Below are 21,591 nucleotides of genomic sequence, written 5' to 3'. Positions count from 1 at the left end.
GGATCCGCTCCCGGTCGGTTAACCTTGCCGTCGTGGTCGGACCCAACATCATCGTGATCATGACCGACGACCAGGGTTACGCCGACCTGTCGTGCGCGGGAAGCAGTGATCTTGCGACCCCGCACCTGGACGAGGTCGCTGCAACCGGTGTGCGGTTCACCAACTTCTACGCGGGATCCGCGGTCTGCTCACCGTCCCGCGCCTCGTTGCTGACCGGCCGGTATCCCGGCAACGCGGGCGTGCGCAGCATCCTTGCCGGTCACCGTACGGCCACCGGGCTGTCGCCGACGGTACCGACCATCGCCGGCCTCTTGAAGCCGGCGGGCTATCGGACCTCGATGACGGGCAAGTGGCATCTCGGCGTTTCCGAGGACTGCAGACCGGACCGGCACGGCTTCGACGACTGGTACGGCTTCCTCGCCGGCTGCGTCGACTATTACTCCCACATCTTCTACTGGGGCATGGCCGATGGTCGGACCGATCCGGTCCACGACCTCTGGGACAACGGCGAGGAGACGTACGACAACGGCCGCTACCTGACCGAGATGATCACCCGGCGGGCTGTCTCACAGATCCGCTCGGCGGCGCGGTCGGACCGGCCATTCTTCAGCTACGTCGCCTACAACGCACCGCACTATCCGATGCACGCACCCCGGGCCTACCTCGACCGGTTCCCCCACCTGCCCGACGAACGGCGGGTGATGGCCGCGATGATCGCCGCGGTCGACGACGGCGTCGGGGCGATCCTCCGCGAACTCGACCGACACGGTCTGCGGGACGACACCATGATCGTCTTCTGCTCCGACAACGGCCCGTCGCGTGAGACCCGCAACTGGCTGGACGGCACCAGCATCCCATATCGCGGCGGCACCACCGGACCGCTCAAGGGCCACAAGTACAGCCTGTATGAGGGCGGGATCAGAGTGCCCGGCATCATCTCCTGGCCGGCCCGCATCCCCGCCGGCCAGGTCGTCGACCTGCCCTGCTCGGCCGTCGACGTGCTGCCGACGATCCTCGCCGCGGCGCGGCTCGACGCCGCCGGCTTGGAGCTCGACGGCACCTCGCTGCTCGACGTGCTGTCAGGTGCAGCGATGGCCCCGGCGCCGGCGGACAGACAGCTCTTCTGGGAGCTCGGTGACCAGACGGCCGTGCGCGAAGGTCGCTGGAAACTCGTACTCAACGGTCAACTCGTCGAAGGAGAAACCGACCCCGAGTCGGTCTTCCTTGCCGATCTTGAACAGGATGTCGCCGAACAGCACAATCTGGCGGGCGCCGAGCCGGGGGTTACCGCACGTCTGACCGCGGCGGCGACCGACTGGCGTGCCGGGATCGAGCAGCGGTGGACCGACGAGTGGCTGCCGCTGCAGACCGGAACGGCAGCCCTGGCCTGATCGCCGAGTGGTTCAGCCCTTCAGCCCGCTGCCGGCCACGCCCTCGACGATCTGTCGCTGGAAGATCAAGAACAAGATCACCAATGGCAGCGCACCGAGGATCGAGGACGCCTGGATGTCGCTCAATCTCTGGCCGTACGAACCCTGCACGGTCGCCAGACCGACCGGAATGGTCATCAGCTTCGGGTTGGACAGCACGAAGAGCGGAAGGATCAGGTTGTTCCAGGTGCCGACGAAGGTGATGATCGCCATCGCCGCCACCACCGGCCGGGACAACGGCAGGATGATCGAGCGGAAGGTCCGCCAATAGCCCGCGCCGTCGATCCGGGCGGATTCCTCGAAGTCGTGCGGGATTCCGTCGAAGAACTGCTTGAAGACGAACACCGCGACGACCGCAGGGATCTGCGGCAGGATGACGGCCCAGTAGGTGTTCAACAGGTGAATCACGTTGAGGAACTGGAAGACCGGGACGATCAGGACCTGCGGCGGGACAAGGATGCCGCCGATCAGCAACAGGAAGACCAGACGCCGACCCCGGAATCGGAGCCGGGAGAGCGCGTAACCGGCCATCGCACCGAAGGTCACCGCGAAGACAACGGTCAGGATCGACGTGACGAAGCTGGACAGGTACCAGTGCCACAGATCACCGCCGGACAGCAGCGTCGTGTAGGACCCGAAGGTCAGGTGCCAATCACGCAGAATGGGTCCGGCCCCGATCGCCGAGGTGCTGTTGGACGTCAGCGAGGTCTTGATCGCCCACAGGCTCGGGATCAACCAGAGCACCGCGAAGACGATCAACACCACCCACGAGACGATGTTGAAGGTCCGGCCCGATCCCTTGCCGCTGTTGTCCACGACCCGCGCGGCGGGCGCCGCGATGGAGACCCCGTTGCGCGACCTACGGGCGCGACCCGAGGTCGAGGCGGTAGCCGGTGAGGCTGTCGTGCTCTCGGTCATCTCAGGCCTCCCTTCGGTTCTGGATCGACTCGACGATCTGCCGGGCCAGCGTGATGATCAGGATGACGATGAACAACAACACCGACGCGGCGGATGCGGCACCGATCCGGTTGTCGGTGAACGCGGTGTTGGTGACAAGGCCGAGCAACACCTGGGTGGACACGCCGGGACCACCGGAGGTCATCAGATACACCTGGTCGAAGATCTTCATGCTGGCAACGATCTGCAGCAGCAGGACCAAGGTCGTCGTCCTGCTCAGCAAGGGGATGGTGATCGACCGGATCTGTTGCCACGGTGTGGCACCGTCGACTGCGGCCGCCTCGTACAGCTCACGCGGGATGTCCTGCAAACCCGCCAGATACAAGACGAAGTTGAAGCCGATCGTCCACCAGACCGTCGTGATCGCGATACCGATCATCGCCAGGTTCGGCGTCCCGAGCACCGGCAGTGGGGCCGGATCGCCAAGCAGCGACTGGAATTCGTTCCACAGCCCGGTCGACGGGGTGAAGATGAAGGTCCAGATCAGGGCGATGGCCGCCGAGGGCAGGATGAACGGCACGAAGAAGGCCAGCCGGAAGAACCACTGGGCATGCTGCACCCTGTTGGCCAGCAACGCGAAGACGAACGACAAGATCACCAGCGGCGGCGTGGTGTAGATGGTGAATTGGATGGTGTGCCACAACGCGCCCCAGAAATCCGGCTTGGTGAGCATCTCGTGGTAGTTGGCCAAGCCGGCGAAGCTGCCCAGACCGCTGCGCACCATCGAGGTGTTGAAGAAGCTGGTGATCAGCATGTAGATCACCGGCCAGATCAGGAACAGGATGTAGAAGACCGCGAAGGGCGCGAGGAAGAGCCAACCGGCACGGGTCATCCCGTGGGTACGCGGCCCGCCGACCTCGTCGTCGAAGCGGGACGGGCGGGCGACGGTCGCCGTCGTCTGGAGCTCAGCGGTGGTCATAGCGGACTCTCCGTCCTGGCGTAGATCTCCAGCTGCGACCGGATACTGTCCAATGCCGCCTGCGGCGTGGCCAGGCCCTGCTGGACGAGGCCGATCTGGGCCCCGGTGATGTTCTCGAAGTTGGACCCGGAGCCGGAGTACCAGGCGGGCGGGTCGTAGACCGCGAACTCAGCTGCCTTCGCGTAGTTCGCCTGGGGTAGCAGCTTCTGATAGGCCTCGCTGTTCTTGATCGGCAGGTAGGCCGGGATGTGACCGCCCATGGCCCAGGTCATGCTCTGGGTGAGCAGGAACTTGATGAAGCCCATCGCACGCTTCAACTGGTCCTCGGTGCGGTCCATCCGGGGCAGCACGAAGGTGTGCGAGTCGGCCTGGGCAGCCGGCTTGTCGAAGATCGTCGGGACCGGCGCCATGCCGAACTTCAGCCCCTTGACCGCCTGCGCGGTGGTGATCTCCCACTCGCCTTCGAGATAGAAGCCGGCCTTGCCGGTGAACATCAGCGTCTGGGCTCCGGCATAGTCGGTGTTGGCCGGCATCAACCCCGACTTGGTCAACTGCTGGATGTAGGCGAGGGTGTCCAGGGTCAGCTCACGGTTGTAGGTGAGCTTGCGGCCGCCGTCGCCCAGGAACGGGGTGTTGCCGTTGCGCTGGCTGTAGAGGGTGGTGAACCAGCGCCAGCTGGTCGCGGTGTCCCCGACCGTCGAAACCGATGCACCGTAGGCCTTCGTGACGTCCTTGGCCGCCTTGAGCGCGGCCTCCCAGCCGGCCTTTCCCTCGATCGGCTTGAGATTGCCGTCGCCGTCCAGGAGGCCGGCCTTCTGACAGACGTCGACGTTGTAGTAGAGCACGAACGGATGCGTGTCGAGCGGGATGGCGTACGACTTCCCGTTCAGCTTCTGCGCTTCCCAGGGGGTCTGGTTGAAGTCGCTCGGGCTCAGTCCGACCATGCTGAGCATGTCGTCGGTGAACTCGGTCAACAGGTTGGCTGTGGCCAGATTCTGCATCCGGGTGAGGTGCGAGATCGCCACATCCGGAGGCGCACCGCCGACGGTCGCCAGCGTCAGCTTGGTGTAGTACGGATTGCCCCAGGCGAAGGTCGCAGCCTGTAGTGGCGAGGCTCCCGGCGATCTGGTGTAGGCATCCTGCATCGCGACCATCCGGACACCGTCGCCTCCGCCGAACAGATTCCAGTACATCACGGTGCCGGGAGCGAGTTGGGTGCCAGCGATCCCGGCCGACAACGCGCTGCCACAGGCCGACAATCCACCCGCCAGGCCGGCACCTGCCGCGACTCCGAGACCGCCGCGGATGAGTCCTCGCCGGGACAGTCGTGCCCCGGCTGCGTACGAGCCGCTGTCGCGGTCACGAAATGCCATCTGCGTGCCCCTTTGACGCTAGCTGGCGCCCCGCCGGAGCGTGATCAACCCCACGGCCACCGCACGGAGCCTGACGAAAGTGACTGTAACCACGTCCCGTCAGAGTTTCAACGTTGTAAGCCGGATCGTGACCGGAACCCAAGCCTGTCCCGAGACTCAGCCGAGAGCGAGGATCCCGATCGCAGCCAGGCTGATCAGCCAGCTCAGGAAACTCCCCAGCAGGAAGTACTCGGTGACCTCGTCGATACCGACGCCCGTCACCGAGCCGTTTTTCCTGCGAGCGTTCAATTCCGGAAACCTGATCAAGCCCTTGGCTGCGATCACCAGGCCGGCCGCGGTGACATACCCACTGAATCCGAGTCCGAAGATGAAGATTCGCTCCAGCGGTCCGAGCAGCCGGCCGCCCCGTAGCTGATCGGACGCCTGCGGCTCCCCCACCGGCTTGATCGTCCCGGTGGCCGCGAGCACCAGCCGGACGATCTCGTTGCCGGTACTGAGCTGCACCAAGAACAAGCCGAGCACCAACAGGAATCGGTCAACCCCCAGCCCCGCCAGCCCGTGCCAGCCAGTCGCCCGCAACCAATCGGCAAGTACGCCTCCGGCCGGCCCTGCGATCGGGCTGAGGATGATCAATATCCCGACACCGCCCAGCAACACGATCAACGGAACCGACTGCTGCAGCACTCCAAGCCGTGCGCGCCCGGTCAGCACCACCCAACCGAGGGTGATCATGCCGGCTGCCACCAGCAGACAGATCTCACCGATCGAACCCATCCCGCCCAGCAGCCCGAAGCCGATGACCACGACCGGGCCGGCGACCAGCGGAGCCCACAACGGTTGCTTGTGCCCACGGGCCAGGTCGGAAACCCCGATCGCGATCAGCAGGACGCCGACGATGCTCATCGGACCTCCCGCAACATCGCGCTGGCCGCGACGATCACATCCAGACCGTCCCGCTGCGTCCGCTGCGAGACCGCCGAGGTGGAGATCTTCTCCGCTCGGCCGATCTCGGTCTTGCTCCGTCCCGCCACCAGTCCTCCCAGGATGCGCATCGATCGGGTATCCAGAGATCCCATCAGATGGTCCCGACACAACAGGGCGGCCTCCACCGCCGCCTCGGTCGGGCCGGATCCGTCGGGCGCCGACCGATAGCAGAATCGCGCATATCGGGTGCCCGGATGCTGTGCCCGGGCCTCGACCGTGTCGATCGCCGCCCGGGCCTGCCACCAGGCCGGGCCGTCCTGGGTCCGGCGTTGCGCGTCGAGCACCTCGACCCGTCCCCACCCGACCCCGAATCGGATGTCGGCCTCGGGCGCCAGCAGGATCCGCAGCAGGAAACCGGCGTGCAGCGCCTCCCCGACGGTGGCGTAGCTGCACTGCACCTCGTCCCCCGCCTGGATGACCGGGGGGTCGAGGCTGGGCAGCTGCTGCTGAACCGCAGCCAGGGCTCGCGACAACCGGGTGTGCAGCGCCTGCCGATCGGCAGCGTCACGGGACCCGACGAGATCGCCGATCAGCGCGGCACGGAACACTGGTGCTGAAGCAGTTTCCTTCACCCTGCCATTGTGAAGCTATCTGCTTCATCTGCGCAAGATGAAGACGATCGCTTCCAGCTCCCCGCTGTCCGTCCTCGGCGCCGTACCTCCCCGGCTCCCCAGCACGACAAACTCCCGACAACTCGAGTTCCGAGCGTCAAATCGCCCGAAACCGGCCGCAAACACAGGTTGTCACGACTTACGGGTGGCGCGAGGGGACGGGCTGGCGCGAGGGGACGGGCTGGTGCGGAGGGCGGGCTTTGGAGCTGGGCCGGGCCCGGCAGCCTCACCGCCGCGAACGGGCGACGACCGTGTCGATGCCCGCCTGCCGCAGCTCACGCACCAGGCCGGTCGGCGTACCCGCATCGACGATCACATGATCGAATTCGGTCAGCCGGGCGCAGGCGTGCAGCGCACGGCCGGAGAATTTGGTGTGATCGACCAGCAGGATCCGTACGGCCGCAGCCTCCATCATCGCCCGCTTGGTCTCCACGGTCTCCGATGCCTGGAAGTAGATGGTCCCATCGACCACCGCTGCCGCCGACATCAGCACCAGATCGCTGCGCAGCCGCGCGATCGCGGCATTGGTCATGGCGCCCATGAACGACGCGCACCAGTTGTAGTACTGCCCGCCGAGCCCGATCAACGACAAGCCGTCGGTCCGGCTGACCTCCTCGATCGCGATCAAGGAATTGGTGATCACCGTCAACGGGCTCAGGTCGGCCAGCATCGAGATGATCTGGTGCACTGTGGTCGAGTCGTCCAACAGCACCGACTGGCCAGTGTTCACATACCGGGTCGCGGTCGCCGCCAGCGCCCGTTTGACCTCCAGCCGCTGGGTCTGCCGGTAGATCACACTGGACTCCACCAGCGTCGAGGCCTGAGCCGTTGCAGTACCGCGGGACTTGCGCAGCAGCCCTCGATCTTGCAACTCGTCAAGATCACGATGAGCGGTCATCACGCTGATCCCGAACTGGGCGGCCAGTTCCTCGATCCGGATCGAGCCGTGCTCCATCACCGCCTGCGCGATGGCGTTCTGCCGCTGGGTCCGCTTGCCTTGCCGGGATGCCGAATCGTCGGTGATCATGTCCGATCGCCTGGTCAGTCCGCGAGCGCCGAGGCTTCGTCGACCATGGTCGCCATCGCCGCCGGATCATGGGCGAACCGTCCCAGGAACAGCCCGTCGACGGCTTCCCTGCCCAACTGGGTCAGCAGCCCGGGACCAGCGCTGCCGCCGTATATCACCCGGACCGTCGACAGCCGATGATCACCGACCAGACCTGCGCGGATCCCGGCACAGACGGTCCGTACGTGATCAACGCCGGCCGGCCGGTCGGCGCCGATCGCCCAGACCGGCTCGTACGCGATGATCAACTCCGGCGCCCATTCGACCTGATCCAGCGCGGTCCGGACCTGATCGACGCAGAATTCGATCGCGGCCCCGGCACCGATCCGTTCGGTCTCCCCGACGCACAGGATCGGAACCAGCCCGTTGCGGACGGCTGCGGCGAATTTCGCGGCGACGATCGCATCGTCCTCGCCGAACAGCCGGCGGCGCTCGGCGTGTCCGACCTCGACGTACCGGCAGCCCAACGCGGCAAGATCAGCACCGCTGACCTCGCCGGTGAACGCACCCTGGTCGGCCCAGCCGAGATCCTGCGCACCATGGGCAACCGCGGTGTCCCGGGCCAACGCCGCAACCGCCTCGATCGAGACAAAGGTCGGCAGCACGGCGAGCTCCACCCGACCCGCGGCGACCGCCGGTGCCCGGTCGGCGATCGTCATCACCTGCCGCACCCAACCCAGGGTTGTGGCGTGGTCGAGATACATCTTCAGGCTCACGCCGAGGAATACCGCTGCCATCGGTCGGCTGATCGATCGGAAACGCAGTCCGGCTCAGCAGGCCGAGACCGTGGCCTGGTCGGCTGTGGCGTCGGTCCGGTTCTCGTAGTCGGTGAGCACCGCGACCTTCTCGGCCGAGGCACTCGACTCGTCGAAGTGCAACGTCAGCCATTCCTTGATCAACTTGCGAGCCAGTTCGAGTCCGATCACCCGTTGTCCGAAGCACAACACCTGGGCGTTGTTGGACAGCACCGATCGCTCGACCGAGAACGGATCGTGCGCGGTCACCGCCCGGATCCCCGGCACCTTGTTCGCCGAGATCGCGACGCCGAGACCGGTCCCGCAGACCAGGAGCGCCCGGTCGGCCTCGCCGCGGGCCACCATCTCCGCGGCCCCGATCGCGACCGTCGGATACGGCGTGTGCCCGTCGGCATCGACACCGGCGTCGACGACCGACTCCACCAGATCGGAATTCTCCAGGTCCTTCTTCAGGACCTCCTTGTAGTCGAAGCCGGCATCATCACTGCCGACCACGATCCGCCACTTCTTGTCAGCCATGATCATTCCTTCCTAAGGTTTCAACCCATTCGTTTCAGCGTTCCCGGGAGGCGAGCTTCTCGCCGACCGCGGTGACGATCAGAGCGAACGAGATCGCGCCCGGGTCCGGGGTGCCGAGGCTCTTCTCCGCGTGCGGCCGGGCCCGGCCGAGCTTCGGCAGCAGGTCCTTCGTGGCCTCGGCCGCCTCGGTCGAGGCAGCGGCAGCGGCCTGCCAGCCGGCGGCCAGCGACTCGCCGCTGTCCACCTGCTCGCCCAGCGTCTCCACGAACGGATGCAGCGCGTCCACCATCGTCTTGTCCCCCGGGTGCGCGCCGCCGATCCTCGTGACCGCTTCGGCGCCCTGCCGGACTCCGGCCACCGCCGAATCGGGGGTCGCGGCAGCGTCGTCCCCGAGCGCCCGGCCGATACCGTCCAGCAGCGCACCCCAGATCACCCCGGAGGTGCCGCCGGCCTGCGCACCCCAGGCGGCGCCTGCCTCGACCAGCAAGGTCTGGGCGCCCGGTCCGCGCTCAAGCAGCTGCTGTGCGGTCTCGGCCGCGGCCCGCGCCCCGCGCTCCATACCGATGCCGTGGTCGCCGTCGCCGGCGATGGCGTCGAGCCTGCCCAGCTCGTCCTGATGCTCGCGAATGGTGGCGTGCACGGTCTGCAGCAGCTCGGCCGCGAACTCGGCGGCCCGCCGGGACTCCTCGCTGGCCTCGCCGACCTCGATCGCCTCGGCCTCGTCGACATCCTCCAGGACCTCGACGTCGCCGTCCTGACCCGCCTGCGATCCGACGCTGCCCTTGCGATAACCGGAGGTGTAGGCCGGTCGGTTCCAGTAGTCCAGGATCTCGTCGTCCACCCAGACCAGCGACAGCGAGACGCCGGCCATCTCGAAGCTGGTGACCAGTTCCCCGACCTCGATCCCGGCGATCTCCACGCCGTCCCGCTCGGCCAGCGGACCGATGTCGTTGAAGAGGATGAACAGCTCCTCGTTCTTGACCGACCCGAGGCCGTTGACAAAGACCAGCGCCCGGCTGCCGGCGCCCTCCGGCTTCTCGGCGTACACGGCCTTCCACAACATCTCGGCCAGCTCCGCCGACGTCAGCCGGTCGGTCTCGTCGATGCCCGGCTCGCCGTGGATCCCGACGCCAACGCCCATCCGGCCGGCGGGAACGGTGAAGAGCGGCTCGTCGGCGCCCGGGAGCGTACAACCGGAGAAGGCGACGCCGAGGGTGCGGCAGTTGTCGTTGACCCGCTTGGCCAACGCGACCACCTCGTCCAGCGAGCGGCCGTCCTCGGCGGCGGCGGAGGCGACCTTGTAGACCGCGAGCGCGGCCGCGATCCCGCGCCGCTTCTCGGCCTCGTCGGGCTTGGCCGATGAGATGTCGTCGGTGGCGAAGAAGGTCTCCGCGGCGAAGCCCTCGGCCTTCAGCCGATCCCTTGCCTGGTTGAAGTTCAACACATCACCGGCGTAGTTGCCACAGGTCAGCAGCACGCCGCCGCCGTTCTCGACGGCCTTGGCGACGTTGTAGACCTGCTGACCCGACGGCGACGCGAAGACATTGCCGACGGCGGCACCCGAGGCCAGTCCCGGCCCGACCAGCCCGGCGAAGGCCGGGTAGTGACCGGAGCCGCCACCGATGACGACCGCCACCCGGCCCTGCGGCGTCGCGGTCCGTCGGGCCACACCGCCCGGTACGGCGCGGACCAGATCGGCATGAGCGGCGACGAATCCGGCGGTCGCTTCTTCGCTGAACCGCGCGGGGTCGTTACTGATGTAGGACATCGGTGTCGTTTTCCTATCTCGGACGTGCCTGACTCGGACGTGCCCATCTCGTACGTGTGTTCCCCGAACTAACCGGCTGCACTAACCGGCTGCACCGGGATTGCCGGCCAACGGCCCCAGCATAGACCCCGACTTAACACGGCAGCTGTTGGATCTCACACGGTTCATGTGGCGTCTCGGCGCGGCCGGTCGCGCCGCCGGGCCCCGCGCGAGACCCGGTCCCGACCCCAGGCCCGGCGGCGGTAGCGTACGCACACTGAGCTAGCGAGCGGAGGGCCCGGATGGCGGATCGTGACCACATCGCCGACCTCGACGCGGTCGGGCAGCGGGCCGGCTACCAGGCCGGCGAGCTGTCCCCGGTCGAGGTGGCCGAAGCGGCACTGGCCCGTGTCGCTGCAGGCGAGCCGACGCTGCACGCGCTGCAGATCATCTACGCCGACCAGGCATTGGCCGCAGCCCAGGCCAGCGAGAAGCGCTGGGCCGACGGTGCACCACTGGGACCGCTGGACGGTGTCACGGTGACGATCAAGGAAAACGTGGATGTCGCGGGCGAACCGACCCGCTGGGGCACCGCCGCCAGTCCCCCGGTCCCTGCGATCCGTACCGCACCGATCGCCGAGCGTCTGTACGCCGCCGGTGCGATCGTCCTCGGCAAGACCACGATGCCGGACTGGGGCATGCTGTCCTCGGGCGTCTCCTCGCTGCATGAGACGACCCGCAACCCGTGGAATCCCGCCTGGAACCCGGGCGGCTCCAGCTCGGGTGCCGGCGCTGCGACGGCCGCCGGCTATGCCCCACTCAACTTCGGCAGCGACATCGGCGGCTCGATCCGGTTGCCCGCGACCTGGAACGGCTGCCTGGGCTACAAGCCGAGTTACGGCCGGATCCCGGTCGATCCGACCTACACCGGGCGCACCATCGGCCCGCTGTCTCGGACCGTGGCCGACATCGCGCTGGCCATGCCGCTGGTCTCCGGGCCGGACGAACGCGACCCCTACAGCCTCCCGGACCAGCCGATCCCCTGGCAGGATCTCGACATCGAGCCGGCCCGGCTGCGGATCGGCCTGCTGCTGGAGGCAGGTACCGGGACTCCGGTCGAGTCCGAAGTGAGCGAGGCCGTACGCTCCGCTGCCGCCGTGTTCGCCGCGGCCGGGGCGACGGTCGAGCCGCTGGATCCGTTCCTCACTCCGGACCTGCTGGAGAAGGTCGACCTGTTCTGGCGGGTCGGGCACTGGAACGACTATCTGGCGCTGCCGGAGGAGCGCCGGGAGCTGCTGCTGCCCTTCATCGCGGAATGGTGCCGGGCCGGCGAGGGCCTCGGCGGACCGGAGGCGACCGCCGGCGCGAACGCGCAGATCGAGATCGCGCGCCGCACCCTGGCCGCGACCGCCCCGTACGACCTGGTGATCTCCCCTACCTCGCCGGAACCGACCTATCCAGCCGAATGGCCGATGCCCAGCAACGATGTGGACCATGCGATGGACCACATCGGCTTCTGCATGCCGTACAACATGTCGGGCCAGCCCTCGCTCAGCATCAACTGCGGTTTCACCGCCGACGGCCGGCCGATCGGCGTTCAGCTCGCCGGCCGCCGGTTCGACGACCGCGGACTGCTGGCCGCCGCGGCCTTCTACGAGGTGAACCGGCCGGCGAGCGCCGTACGGCCGTGGCCGAAGATCACGATCGGTCAGTGACTTTGCGAAGACTTTGTAAATCCCGCAACTGTGATCGGGATTGAACGCCAGAATGATCACCCACGATGATCATGGGACGGGTCCTGCGCCGGGTCCCGCGCTGATGATCACCAACCAGGAACGCCGGAACCGACGGCCCGAGCTGACAGAAGGGCTCACCATGAGCAAGCCAACCTCCGCGGCGGTACGCCCCGCGCGCCGACTGCGGATCGCCGCCGGCACCTTGCTGGCCGGCATCGCCCTGCTGGCTGCCGCGTGCTCGGCCGGCGCCGGGGACAACGCCGGCGGCACCGACGGCAGCAACAACGGCAGCACCTCCGGCGGAGCGAGCAACCAGACCCTCCAGGTCGGCCTCGGGGCTGCCCCGGCCAATCTGGACATGACCCAGACCGCGGGCGCGGCCATCCCGCAGGCGCTGATGTACAACGTCTACGAGGGCCTGGTGAAGCTGGACGGGAAAGCGGCGGTCCAGCCGCTGCTGGCCAAGTCCTGGACGATCAGCAGCGACCGGCTGACCTACGACTTCCAGCTGCAATCGGGCGTGAAATTCTCCAACGGCGACCCGTTCACCGCCAGCAACGTCAAATTCAGCCTGGATCGGGTCCCGAAGTGGAAGGCCAACACGCCGACCTACCTGGCGGCGATCAAATCTGTCGACGCGGTCTCCGACACCGAGGTCAAGATCAATCTCAAGGAGCCCGACAACAACCTGCTGTTCTGGCTGGCCGGCCCGCTGGGGGCGATGTTCGATCCCAACGAGGTCAGCAATCTCGCCACGACCGCGATCGGCACCGGCCCCTATGTCGTCGACCGCTACAACACCAACGAGTCGTTGATCCTGAAGCGCAACGACAAGTACTGGGGTACCGAACCGAAGCTCAGCCAGGTGACGCTGCGCTACTACGCCGACGCCAATGCTCCGGTCAACGCCCTGCGCAGCGGCGATATCGACGCCGTCTACGAAAGCCAGGCGGCCGATCAGGTCAAGCAGTTCCAGTCCGATGACCGGTACAAGGTCGAGATCGGCACCACCCAGGGCATCACCGTGATGTCGATGAATCCCGGCAAGGCGCCCTTCAACGACAAGCGGGTCCGGCAGGCGATCGTCTACGGCGTCGACCGCAAGGCGATCGACACCGCGGTCACCGAGGGCCTGGGCAAGGTGCTGGGCGCGCCGGTGCCGCCGACCGACCCGTGGTACAGCGATCTGGCCGACAAGTACCCGTACGATCCGGCCAAGGCCAAGCAATTGCTGGCGGCTGCGGGCAAGAGCAAAGTGACCGTGGACTTCAACGTCCCGAATCTGCCCTACTGCCAGACGATCGCCCAGATCGTGAAGTCCGATCTGTCCAAGGTCGGCGTCACGGTGAACCTGCACACGCAGGAATTCCCGGCGGTCTGGCTGGACAAGACCTTCACCCAGAAGGATTACCAGCTGACGGTGATCAACCACGTCGAGTCGCGCAACATCTTCAACTACGGCGATCCGGACTACTACTGGAACTACAACAACCCGAAGGTCCAGAAGCTGCTCAGCCGGGCCGCCGCGGCACCAGGCGACAAGCCGTACGCCGACGACATGAAGCAGGTCGTGGATGTGCTGGCCGACGATGTGCCGGGTGACTGGCTCTACAACGCGCCGAACATCGTCTTCGCCAAGAAGTCGGTGACCGGGATCTCGGCCAACGACAACGGCGTATCGCTCGACCTGACCGGCGTCAGCAACCCGTCCTGATCGCGGGTCGGTGTTGATCATCTTGTCGATCATGGGAGCTGAGGCGTGGCGATCCGGCTGATCCGCAGGGCAGCACTCTTCGTGCTGACCCTGCTGGTCGCCTCGATCGTGGTGTTCGGACTGCTGGCGATCCTGCCCGGTGACGTCGCGCGGACGATGCTCGGTGTGGACGCGACCCCGCAAGCGGTCGCGGCACTGCGCAACGAGATGGGGCTCGACCGGCCGCTGGTAGTCCGGTACCTGGAATGGGTCGGCGGGATGCTGCACGGCGATCTCGGCACCTCCTATGTCACCCACCAGCCGGTCGCCGCCGCGGTTTCGGATCATCTGCAGGTCTCGCTGATCCTGGTGATCTCGGCCATGATCATCGCGATCTGCGTCGCCCTGCCGGTCGGCGTCTTCGCGGCCTACGGCCAGGGCCGGATCTCCGGTGCGGTACTCAGCGCGCTGAGCCAGCTGGCGGTCGCGGTCCCGGGCTTCCTGGCCGGCCTGCTGCTGGTGATCGTCTTCGCAGTCACCCTGCACTGGCTGCCGGCCAGCGGCTGGGTGGCGCCGATCGAGGGGTTCGGAGATTTCCTGCGACATCTGCTGTTGCCGGCGTTGTCGCTGGGGCTGATCCAGGGCGCGATCCTCAGCCGATACGTCCGGTCCGCGGTGCTCGACATCATGCGCGAGGACTTCATGCGGACTGCCAGGTCGAAGGGGCTGACACCGTTCCGGGCACTGATCCGGCACGGTCTGCGCAACGCGCTGATCCCGGTCTTGACCATCACCGGGATCGAGCTCGCGGCGCTGTTCGTCGGCGCGATCGTGATCGAGTCGGTGTTCGTCGTGCCAGGGATCGGCAGCCTGTTGGTGCAGTCGGTGCAGAACCGGGACCTGATCCAGATCCAGGGCATCGTGATGGTGATCGTCGCGATCGTGCTGGTGATCAATCTGCTGGTGGATCTGCTCTACGCGGTGATCGACCCGCGGCTGCGGACGTCACGATGAGGAGTCGACCCGTGGAGAGACGACCCGTGGAGAGACGACCATGAGGAGTCGGGCATGAGGAGTCGGGCATGAGGAGTCGGGCATGAGGAGTCGGGCATGACAGCGGTTTCCCTGCTCCCCGACAACCAGTCGGGCACCGACAGCGGACCCGTACGCCGCCGGGCCAACCCGACCCTGGTCGCTGGTGCGGTGCTGGTGGGCCTGGTCGTGCTGGCGTGTGTGGTCTCGTTCTTCTGGCTGCCGTACGACCCAACTGCCGTCGACGTCACCATCCGGCTCCGGGGGCCGTCCGGCTTGCACTGGCTGGGGACCGACTCCTTCGGCCACGACATCGCCTCGGTGATCATCGCCGGCAGCCGCACCACCTTGCTCGTCGGCGTCGTCGCGGTCGCGGTGGCGGCGGTGATCGGCGTCCCGATCGGTATCGTCGCCGGCAGCTCCGGCTACCGGGCCGACACCTGGCTGATGCGCTGGAACGACATCATGCAGGCATTTCCGGCGCTGCTGCTGGCCATCACCTTCGGGGCGATCTGGGGCGGCAGTGCGGTGACGGCGATGTTCGCCCTCGGCATCGGCACCGCGCCGGCCTTCGCCCGGGTGACCCGCAGCGGCACACTGCAGGTGATGAGCCGCGAATACATCCTGGCGGCGCGCGCCTCCGGCCGTGGCTGGTGGTTCACCGCGGTCCGGCACATCCTGCCCAATGTCGGCGGTGTGCTGATCGTCCAGGCGTCGGTGAATTTCGCCGTCGCGGTGCTCGCCGAGGCGGCCCTGTCCTATCTCGGACTCGGCACCCCGGCGCCGACGCCCAGTTGGGGACGAATGCTGCAGGAGTCCCAGACCTACGTCTTCAGCGATCCGCTGCTGATCGTCTGGCCGGGCTGCGCGATCGCGCTGACCGTGCTCGGATTCAACCTGCTGGGTGACGGTCTCCGGGATGTCCTCGATCCACGGCTGGAGCGCGAGGGATGAGCCTGCTCGAGTTGTCCGGGCTCGCCGTGCACAGCGGCAGCCGGACCTTGATCGACAACCTGGACCTGATCATCGAGCCCGGTGAACGGGTCGGGCTGATCGGCGAGTCCGGATCCGGGAAGTCGATCACCTGCCTGTCGATCATGGGGCTGCTGCCCGAGGGACTACAAGCCTCGGGATCGGTACATCTGGATGGTGTTGATCATGATCTGCTGACGTTGCCGGAGTCCCGGCTGTCGACCCTGCGCGGACAGCGGATGTCGATGATCTTCCAGGAGCCGATGACGGCGCTCAATCCGCTGATGAAGGTCGGTCGTCAGGTCGCCGAGATCATGACCTTGCACGGCAGGCACAAACAGCAGGCTGCCCGAGAGGCTGTCGAATTGCTGGCCCGGGTCGGCATTCCCGACCCCGCTGCGGCCGCCGAGGCCTATCCCCATCAGCTGTCCGGCGGCCAGCGCCAGCGAGTGATGTTGACCATGGCGATGGCCAATTCACCGGACCTGCTGCTGGCCGACGAGCCGACAACGGCGCTCGACGTCACGGTACAGGCGCAGGTGCTCGATCTGATGCGCGACGAGGTCGCGGAATCGGGCACCGCACTGCTCTTCATCACCCACGACCTGGCGGTGGTCTCGGGATTGTGCGCGCGGGTGCTGATCATGCGCGACGGCGTGCTGGTCGAGGAAGGCCCGATCGACCGGGTCTTCAACGATCCGCGGCATCCCTACACCCGCGGTCTCCTGGCCGCCTCTGCGCTGGCCACCGATCCCCGGACGGGGAAGTTGATCACGGTCCCGCGTGCCGGAGGTGCCACGGACAGCCCGCCGAGCCCTCAGCGATCCGATGATGCAGCTCAGCGATCCGATGACGCAGTTCGGCGATCTGGGCCGGCCACCCACGAGGTACTGGGCGAGGACGGCTCGACGATCTTCAACCAGACCGAGGACGAGCCGGCGATCCGGGTCCGCGGCCTGTCCCGGACCTATCACCGGGGGCGTACGTCACTCTTCGGGCCGCGGCGGGAGATCCGCGGGCTCGATTCGGTCTCTTTCGACGTTGCAGCCGGAGAGCGATTCGGCATCGTGGGTGAGTCCGGCTCCGGCAAGTCGACCCTGCTGCGGCTGCTCTGCGGTCTGGACGCACCGACCTCCGGCGCCGCCGAGGTAGCCGGGGTCCAGCTCGCCGGCGCCCGGGAACGCGGTCTCGGCCGGCTGCGCGAGCAGGCCCAGATCGTCTTCCAGGATCCGCATTCCTCACTGGATCCCCGGATGCGGGTGCGGGAGGTGATCGCCGAACCGCTGCGCCATGCGACCCAGGCGGAGCGACGGACGAAGGTCGCCGACCTGTTGGCTGCGGTCGGCCTGCCGGCCGCAGCCGCAGACCGCTATCCGCACCAGTTCTCCGGTGGCCAGCGACAGCGGATCGCCATCGCCCGGGCACTGATCACCGAGCCGCGGATCCTGTTCGCCGACGAAGCGGTGTCGGCGCTCGACGTCTCGGTCCGGGCCCAGGTGCTCAACCTGCTGGCCGATCTCGTCGATGCGTACGCGCTGACGCTCGTCTTCGTGTCCCACGATCTCAACGTGATCAGGCATCTGTGCACCTCTGTTGCGGTGATGCAGTCCGGACGGATCGTCGAATGCGGGCCGACCGACCAGGTCTACGCCGACCCGCGACATCCCTACACCCGGCAGCTGATCGGCGCACTGCCGACGCTGCAGACCAGCATCATCTGAAGTGGAAGAAGATCATGACTGCCGAGCGCCACGAGACGATCATCAGCACGATCACCGGAAGCATCACCGATGTCGCCGGGATCCGGGTCGGTCACGTCCAGCGCAGCGACGACGGCTACCTGACCGGGGTCACCGTGATCCTGCCGCCGCCGGGCACGGTCGCCGGTGTCGACGTCCGCGGCGGCGGACCCGGCACCCACGAGACCGACGCGCTGAAGCCCGGCACGCTGGTACCGACGGTGGACGCGGTGGTGCTGACCGGCGGCAGTGCATACGGGCTGATCACCGCCCACGGGGCGCAACGGTGGTGTGAGGAACACCAGCGCGGTGTTCCGATGGGGCCGGGTCGAGTGGTTCCGATCGTGCCGGCGGCGGCAGTCTTCGATCTTGGTCGCGGCAGCCGCTTCGGAGCCAGGCCCGAGGAGGACTGGGGCTATCGGGCCGCCGACCTGGCCGAAGCCTCAGGTGATCATGCCGAGGTGCAACGCGGCAATGTCGGCGCCGGTACCGGTTCCCTGATTGCTGGCAGGCGGCTGAAAGGCGGAGTGGGCACGGCGTCGGTGACCGTTGAGGCGGACGGCGTCTCCTACACCGTCGGGGCGCTTGCGGTGGTCAATGCCCGCGGAGTTCCGCAGCTACCCGGCATCGAGGAGCTGGTCCAAGACCTGCAACCGGAGGCACCGGACGGGCTGAACACGACGATCGCCGTGGTGGCGACCGATGCACTGCTGGACGTCGCCGACACGACCCGGATGGCCAGTTGCGCTCATGACGGCATGGCCCGGGCCCTCGACCCGGTCCACACACTCTCCGACGGGGACACGATCTTCGGTCTGGCGACCGGCCAGCGGCCGCTGCCGACCGATCTGTCGGCCCGCATCGCTGCGCTGGTCGACATCCAGGCCGCCGCGGCGACGGCGATCACCAGAGCAGTGCTCGACGGCGCGCTGACCGCGGAGACGGTCAGCACCCCGGCCGCAACCTTCGCCGGACTGGCGTCGATCAGCCTCCCGGGCCGCGGTCACTGAGCGCGCCGGCCGTGCCGACCTGGCCGCCCGGCCGAGCAACCTGATCCAGTGGCAGCAGGGCGCGCACCGCGAACCCGCCCGCCGCCGGCCCGACGAGGAACATCCCGCCGATCTCGGCGATCCTGTGCGCCAGCGCCGGGACGCCCTGACCGGATCCGCAGGTCGGGCCGGTGTCGGCCGTCCGGCGGCCGTTGATCACCTCGACCCGGATCGCGGTCGCATCCCGAAGCACCTTGATCATCAGCTCCGCGCCCGGAGCGTGCTGGGCGGCGTTGAGCAGCGCCTCGTCCAGGATCTCACCGACGACCTCGACGATCCGTTGCGGCAGATGGTCGCCGTGCGGCTGGTCCACCCTGATCGTCGTCGGCTGCAGCCCCAATGCGATCACCCGCCGCACCAGGGCCGTGGCGTCGGGCAGTGCCGGGCGACTGCTCGCGGCGACCGCATGCCGGGCACCGGCCTCCCCCGCCGGCTGCTGCTCGACCGCGCGCTCGAGGTCCGGCTCAGCGGCCGCACTCCGATCGACCCCGGCGATAGCCACCCGGCCCGTGCCGGCCGCCAACTGGCCGGCACTGCGCAGCGCCCGCCCGGCAGACCAGGCACCGAAGACCAGGGCCACCGAGGACAGCAACTCCTGACAATTGACCGCCGGTCCCAGGGCACGACCGCTGTCCGGCTGGGTGACCAGCCCCATCACGACGGCAGCGGTCACGCAGGCGCCGAGGGCGATGGCGGCCGGTCGCAACCGCAACATCCCTCCGACCATCAGTGGCAAGCCGATCACCACGACGCCGCCGATCACGCTGTCGTAGGCATCCGGGAGCGACGCGATGCCGGAGAACAGCACCGCGGCCACCAGGGCGACCAACAAAGCCGGCCACGGCCAGCGGCCGACCAGGGCGACCGATCCGACCGCGATGACGGCCAGGACGATCGCCGCGACGTCCCGCACCACCGCTCCGGTGCCGACGCCGTGCAGGAACAGCACCAGTAACACCAGTCCGGCGGCGACGGTGGACAGCATCCGGTCCCGATTGACCCGGCCGAACTCCACCCAGGACGCCACCCGGCCCAGCCCGCGGCCGATCTCCAGCAGACGATCGCCCGGATGCTCACCCTGATGGCCGATTGGATGGCCGATTGGATGGCCGATTTGATGGCCGATTTGATGGCCGATTTGATGATCAACTTGTTGATCCACTCGATGATCACCGCGGGGGCCGGGCATCCGGCCCCGCCATCTGATCACGGCCGCCACCACGGCGGGTCCGAGGACCAGAATCGCCTCCAGCTGGGAGATCGTGACCCCGTGGGCCTGCGCCGGCGGTAGGAACAGCCGCGCCACGCCGACTCCGACCACGCAGGCGAGCAGCCCGGTCAGCAGCCGCGCACCGGAGGCGTACCGGACCAGCGAGTAGACGGCCAGCGCGACCGCGAAAAGCACCGGCGCCTTGACGGCGTCCGGTGCGATCACGACGGTGCTCAGCACCACGACGGCGGTGGCCATCGTTGCGGGCAGCGGCAGCAGGCGGCGAACCGCAAGCGACAGCAGTCCTAGGTCCATGATCGCCGCACCGGTGCGCGGCATCGCACCGATGGCGGCGGTGGTGATGGTGGCGATGATCATCGTGCCGGTAATCGCGACAGCGATGACCAGATCCCGGATCGGCGCCGGCCCGCGGGCGGTGCGCCGGTCCTGCAGTGTGGGTAATGCAATGCTCACCGAGCAGTCTCCGTTGGCGTGAGCTTCCGACATCCTGCCGGGTAGATTATTGCCCTGCTCCGACAGTCGCATCACACAATCGGATGATTGTCCGAAACCTCGGCGTACTACGTGTGGTTGACCCGGCGATCGGCCGACGGTTCATTAGCCTGACTGCATGCCACCCCGGACCGGCCGATTGCTGCCCCGGCTGCGTCGTCCGCGAGGCAAGTCCTGGACGGTTGTGGCGTCGACTATACGGACCGGTTTCGACTACCGCGCCACCGGTCTGGCCGCCGAGGCCGCGTTCTTCGCGATCCTGTCGCTGCCTCCGCTGCTCTTCGCCGCGGTGGGTGCGATCGGCTTCGTCACGTCCAAGCTCAGCCCGCAGGTCATCCAGGAGTTCCGCGACGAGGTGCTGGAGCTGGCCGCCCAGGTCCTGACACCGGTGGCGGTCGACACCGTGATCCGGCCGACCATCGACGATGTGCTGGCCGGCGGGCGCGCCGACGTCATCTCGATCGGTTTCGTGATCGCGCTCTGGTCCGGCTCGCGCGCGCTCAACGTCTTCATCAGCGCGATCGGCATCATGTACGGCTATCAGGGCTACCGACACGTCGTCTTCGCCCGGGTGCTGTCCTTCGGTCTCTATGTCGTCTTCATCCTGATGGCCGTGGTCCTGGTGCCGCTGGTGCTGGCGGGTCCGGGCTTCGTCGACAGAGTGCTGCCGCACCAGCTGCACTGGCTGGGCGATCTCTACTGGCCGATCGCCCTGGCCGGCTCGGGCTTCTTCCTGGCGACGCTGTACGACGTGTCGCTGCCCCGCCGATTCACCGTGCGCTGGGCGTTGCCGGGCGCCGGGCTGGCGCTGGTGATCTGGGTCGTCGGCAGCTGGTTCCTGCGGATGTTTCTGAGTCGGAGCACAAACGGGCCATCCATCTACGGACCGCTGACCGCCCCGATCGCGCTGCTGCTGTGGTTGTACGTCGTCTCGTTGGCGATCCTGATCGGCGCCGCCTTCAACTCCGCGCTCGACCGTGTGGTCCACCCCCGGAGGCATTCCGAGCCAGAATCATCTCATTCTGCAAGATAGCTGTCCGGGATCCGGTACAAGGACTTGCCAGATACGCGACCAGCAGTGAGGCTTGACCCATGCGTACACCGCTGTCCGAGATCGCCCGCCCGGTTACCGGGATGCGGGCCCGTCGGGCAACCCTGCGGGTGCCGAGTGGGATCGTTCCCGATCTCGGCCCGTTCGTCGTACGCCGTTTCGTCGACTTCGCGCTGACGGAGTCGATGATGTGTCGCCTTTCGGCCTGACTCGTATTCGGCATCTCAGCACCCGG

19 protein-coding genes are annotated in these 21,591 nt (G+C 67.5%); 9 read left to right on the top strand and 10 right to left on the bottom strand.

Annotated features, from left to right (window positions below; translation table 11 throughout):
* Positions 1 to 32 precede the first annotated feature (32 nt).
* Positions 33 to 1,391 (top strand): sulfatase-like hydrolase/transferase, encoded by a 1,359-nt coding sequence (locus IEY07_RS03925; RefSeq protein WP_229669689.1) that lies wholly within the window; start codon positions 33 to 35, stop codon positions 1,389 to 1,391.
* Positions 1,392 to 1,403: 12 nt separating this feature from the next.
* On the opposite strand, the gene IEY07_RS03920 is transcribed toward IEY07_RS03925, so the two are convergent.
* The 9 genes from IEY07_RS03920 to IEY07_RS03880 all read right to left on the bottom strand — a co-directional run bounded on the left by IEY07_RS03920 (position 1,404) and on the right by IEY07_RS03880 (position 10,382).
* Entirely contained in the window at positions 1,404 to 2,348 is a 945-nt protein-coding gene (locus IEY07_RS03920; RefSeq protein WP_188893896.1) for a carbohydrate ABC transporter permease, read from the bottom strand.
* Position 2,349: 1 nt separating this feature from the next.
* Entirely contained in the window at positions 2,350 to 3,306 is a 957-nt protein-coding gene (locus tag IEY07_RS03915) for a carbohydrate ABC transporter permease (RefSeq protein ID WP_188893895.1), read from the bottom strand.
* Positions 3,303 to 4,679: an extracellular solute-binding protein gene (locus IEY07_RS03910; protein ID WP_188893894.1), complete on the bottom strand. Its 1,377-nt coding sequence runs from the start codon at positions 4,677 to 4,679 to the stop codon at positions 3,303 to 3,305. The genes IEY07_RS03915 and IEY07_RS03910 overlap by 4 nt, the downstream gene beginning before the upstream one ends.
* 156 nt (positions 4,680 to 4,835) lie before the next feature.
* A complete protein-coding gene (locus tag IEY07_RS03905) occupies positions 4,836 to 5,582 on the bottom strand; it encodes a hypothetical protein (RefSeq protein ID WP_188893893.1) in 747 nt (248 codons plus the stop codon).
* Entirely contained in the window at positions 5,579 to 6,235 is a 657-nt protein-coding gene (locus IEY07_RS03900) for a SatD family protein (RefSeq protein WP_229669688.1), read from the bottom strand. Before IEY07_RS03900 ends, IEY07_RS03905 begins: the two co-directional genes overlap by 4 nt.
* Before the next feature lie 265 nt (positions 6,236 to 6,500).
* On the bottom strand, positions 6,501 to 7,301 hold the full coding sequence (locus IEY07_RS03895) for a DeoR/GlpR family DNA-binding transcription regulator (RefSeq protein ID WP_188893892.1): 801 nt from the start codon (positions 7,299 to 7,301) through the stop codon (positions 6,501 to 6,503).
* Between the two features lie 14 nt (positions 7,302 to 7,315).
* Positions 7,316 to 8,077, bottom strand: coding sequence for a triose-phosphate isomerase family protein (locus tag IEY07_RS03890; RefSeq protein ID WP_188893891.1), 762 nt, complete (start codon positions 8,075 to 8,077; stop codon positions 7,316 to 7,318).
* A 33-nt stretch (positions 8,078 to 8,110) separates the two neighbouring features.
* Complete coding sequence (locus tag IEY07_RS03885) at positions 8,111 to 8,614, bottom strand: ribose-5-phosphate isomerase (protein WP_188893890.1); 504 nt, start codon at positions 8,612 to 8,614, stop codon at positions 8,111 to 8,113.
* A 34-nt stretch (positions 8,615 to 8,648) separates the two neighbouring features.
* Positions 8,649 to 10,382 carry a dihydroxyacetone kinase family protein gene (locus IEY07_RS03880; protein WP_188893889.1) on the bottom strand — a complete coding sequence of 578 codons (1,734 nt, stop codon included), beginning with the start codon at positions 10,380 to 10,382 and terminating at the stop codon, positions 8,649 to 8,651.
* 281 nt (positions 10,383 to 10,663) lie between these two features.
* On the opposite strand from IEY07_RS03880, the gene IEY07_RS03875 reads away from it, so the two are divergent.
* From IEY07_RS03875 to IEY07_RS03850, 6 genes are all read left to right on the top strand, one after another.
* The gene (locus tag IEY07_RS03875; protein WP_188893888.1) at positions 10,664 to 12,076 is read left to right on the top strand and encodes an amidase; all 1,413 of its coding nucleotides are present in this window, start codon (positions 10,664 to 10,666) and stop codon (positions 12,074 to 12,076) included.
* A 160-nt stretch (positions 12,077 to 12,236) separates the two neighbouring features.
* Positions 12,237 to 13,811 (top strand): ABC transporter substrate-binding protein, encoded by a 1,575-nt coding sequence (locus IEY07_RS03870; RefSeq protein ID WP_188893887.1) that lies wholly within the window; start codon positions 12,237 to 12,239, stop codon positions 13,809 to 13,811.
* Between the two features lie 45 nt (positions 13,812 to 13,856).
* On the top strand, positions 13,857 to 14,804 hold the full coding sequence (locus IEY07_RS03865; RefSeq protein WP_188893886.1) for an ABC transporter permease: 948 nt from the start codon (positions 13,857 to 13,859) through the stop codon (positions 14,802 to 14,804).
* 96 nt (positions 14,805 to 14,900) lie between these two features.
* On the top strand, positions 14,901 to 15,776 hold the full coding sequence (locus IEY07_RS03860) for an ABC transporter permease (protein ID WP_188893885.1): 876 nt from the start codon (positions 14,901 to 14,903) through the stop codon (positions 15,774 to 15,776).
* Positions 15,773 to 17,515: a dipeptide ABC transporter ATP-binding protein gene (locus IEY07_RS03855; protein WP_188893884.1), complete on the top strand. Its 1,743-nt coding sequence runs from the start codon at positions 15,773 to 15,775 to the stop codon at positions 17,513 to 17,515. The genes IEY07_RS03860 and IEY07_RS03855 overlap by 4 nt, the downstream gene beginning before the upstream one ends.
* Before the next feature lie 14 nt (positions 17,516 to 17,529).
* Positions 17,530 to 18,543 (top strand): P1 family peptidase, encoded by a 1,014-nt coding sequence (locus IEY07_RS03850; protein ID WP_188893883.1) that lies wholly within the window; start codon positions 17,530 to 17,532, stop codon positions 18,541 to 18,543.
* Here IEY07_RS03850 and IEY07_RS03845 read toward each other — a convergent pair.
* Complete coding sequence (locus IEY07_RS03845; protein WP_188893882.1) at positions 18,518 to 20,266, bottom strand: ATP-binding protein; 1,749 nt, start codon at positions 20,264 to 20,266, stop codon at positions 18,518 to 18,520. The genes IEY07_RS03850 and IEY07_RS03845 overlap by 26 nt on opposite strands.
* Positions 20,267 to 20,423: 157 nt before the next feature.
* On the opposite strand from IEY07_RS03845, the gene IEY07_RS03840 reads away from it, so the two are divergent.
* Together IEY07_RS03840 and IEY07_RS03835 are read left to right on the top strand one after the other, a co-directional pair.
* The gene (locus tag IEY07_RS03840; protein WP_188893881.1) at positions 20,424 to 21,338 is read left to right on the top strand and encodes a YihY/virulence factor BrkB family protein; all 915 of its coding nucleotides are present in this window, start codon (positions 20,424 to 20,426) and stop codon (positions 21,336 to 21,338) included.
* A 59-nt stretch (positions 21,339 to 21,397) separates the two neighbouring features.
* Positions 21,398 to 21,565: a hypothetical protein gene (locus IEY07_RS03835; protein WP_188893880.1), complete on the top strand. Its 168-nt coding sequence runs from the start codon at positions 21,398 to 21,400 to the stop codon at positions 21,563 to 21,565.
* Positions 21,566 to 21,591 lie beyond the last annotated feature (26 nt).

It is taken from the genome of Microlunatus endophyticus, assembly GCF_014646195.1.
GTDB lineage: Bacteria > Actinomycetota > Actinomycetes > Propionibacteriales > Propionibacteriaceae > Microlunatus > Microlunatus endophyticus.
This window is presented reverse-complemented; position numbering and strand designations above follow the sequence as displayed.

Bases quoted from the DNA above. Each gene is read 5' to 3' on its own strand.
- IEY07_RS03875 (WP_188893888.1), top strand. From the start codon at position 10,664: ATGGCGGATCGTGACCACATCGCCGACCTCGACGCGGTCGGGCAGCGG.
- IEY07_RS03890 (WP_188893891.1), bottom strand. From the start codon at position 8,077: ATGGCAGCGGTATTCCTCGGCGTGAGCCTGAAGATGTATCTCGACCAC.
- IEY07_RS03920 (WP_188893896.1), bottom strand. From the start codon at position 2,348: ATGACCGAGAGCACGACAGCCTCACCGGCTACCGCCTCGACCTCGGGT.
- IEY07_RS03905 (WP_188893893.1), bottom strand. From the start codon at position 5,582: ATGAGCATCGTCGGCGTCCTGCTGATCGCGATCGGGGTTTCCGACCTG.
- IEY07_RS03840 (WP_188893881.1), top strand. From the start codon at position 20,424: ATGCCACCCCGGACCGGCCGATTGCTGCCCCGGCTGCGTCGTCCGCGA.
- IEY07_RS03860 (WP_188893885.1), top strand. From the start codon at position 14,901: ATGACAGCGGTTTCCCTGCTCCCCGACAACCAGTCGGGCACCGACAGC.
- IEY07_RS03885 (WP_188893890.1), bottom strand. From the start codon at position 8,614: ATGGCTGACAAGAAGTGGCGGATCGTGGTCGGCAGTGATGATGCCGGC.
- IEY07_RS03880 (WP_188893889.1), bottom strand. From the start codon at position 10,382: ATGTCCTACATCAGTAACGACCCCGCGCGGTTCAGCGAAGAAGCGACC.
- IEY07_RS03835 (WP_188893880.1), top strand. From the start codon at position 21,398: ATGCGTACACCGCTGTCCGAGATCGCCCGCCCGGTTACCGGGATGCGG.
- IEY07_RS03850 (WP_188893883.1), top strand. From the start codon at position 17,530: ATGACTGCCGAGCGCCACGAGACGATCATCAGCACGATCACCGGAAGC.
- IEY07_RS03870 (WP_188893887.1), top strand. From the start codon at position 12,237: ATGAGCAAGCCAACCTCCGCGGCGGTACGCCCCGCGCGCCGACTGCGG.
- IEY07_RS03915 (WP_188893895.1), bottom strand. From the start codon at position 3,306: ATGACCACCGCTGAGCTCCAGACGACGGCGACCGTCGCCCGCCCGTCC.
- IEY07_RS03895 (WP_188893892.1), bottom strand. From the start codon at position 7,301: ATGATCACCGACGATTCGGCATCCCGGCAAGGCAAGCGGACCCAGCGG.
- IEY07_RS03855 (WP_188893884.1), top strand. From the start codon at position 15,773: ATGAGCCTGCTCGAGTTGTCCGGGCTCGCCGTGCACAGCGGCAGCCGG.
- IEY07_RS03910 (WP_188893894.1), bottom strand. From the start codon at position 4,679: ATGGCATTTCGTGACCGCGACAGCGGCTCGTACGCAGCCGGGGCACGA.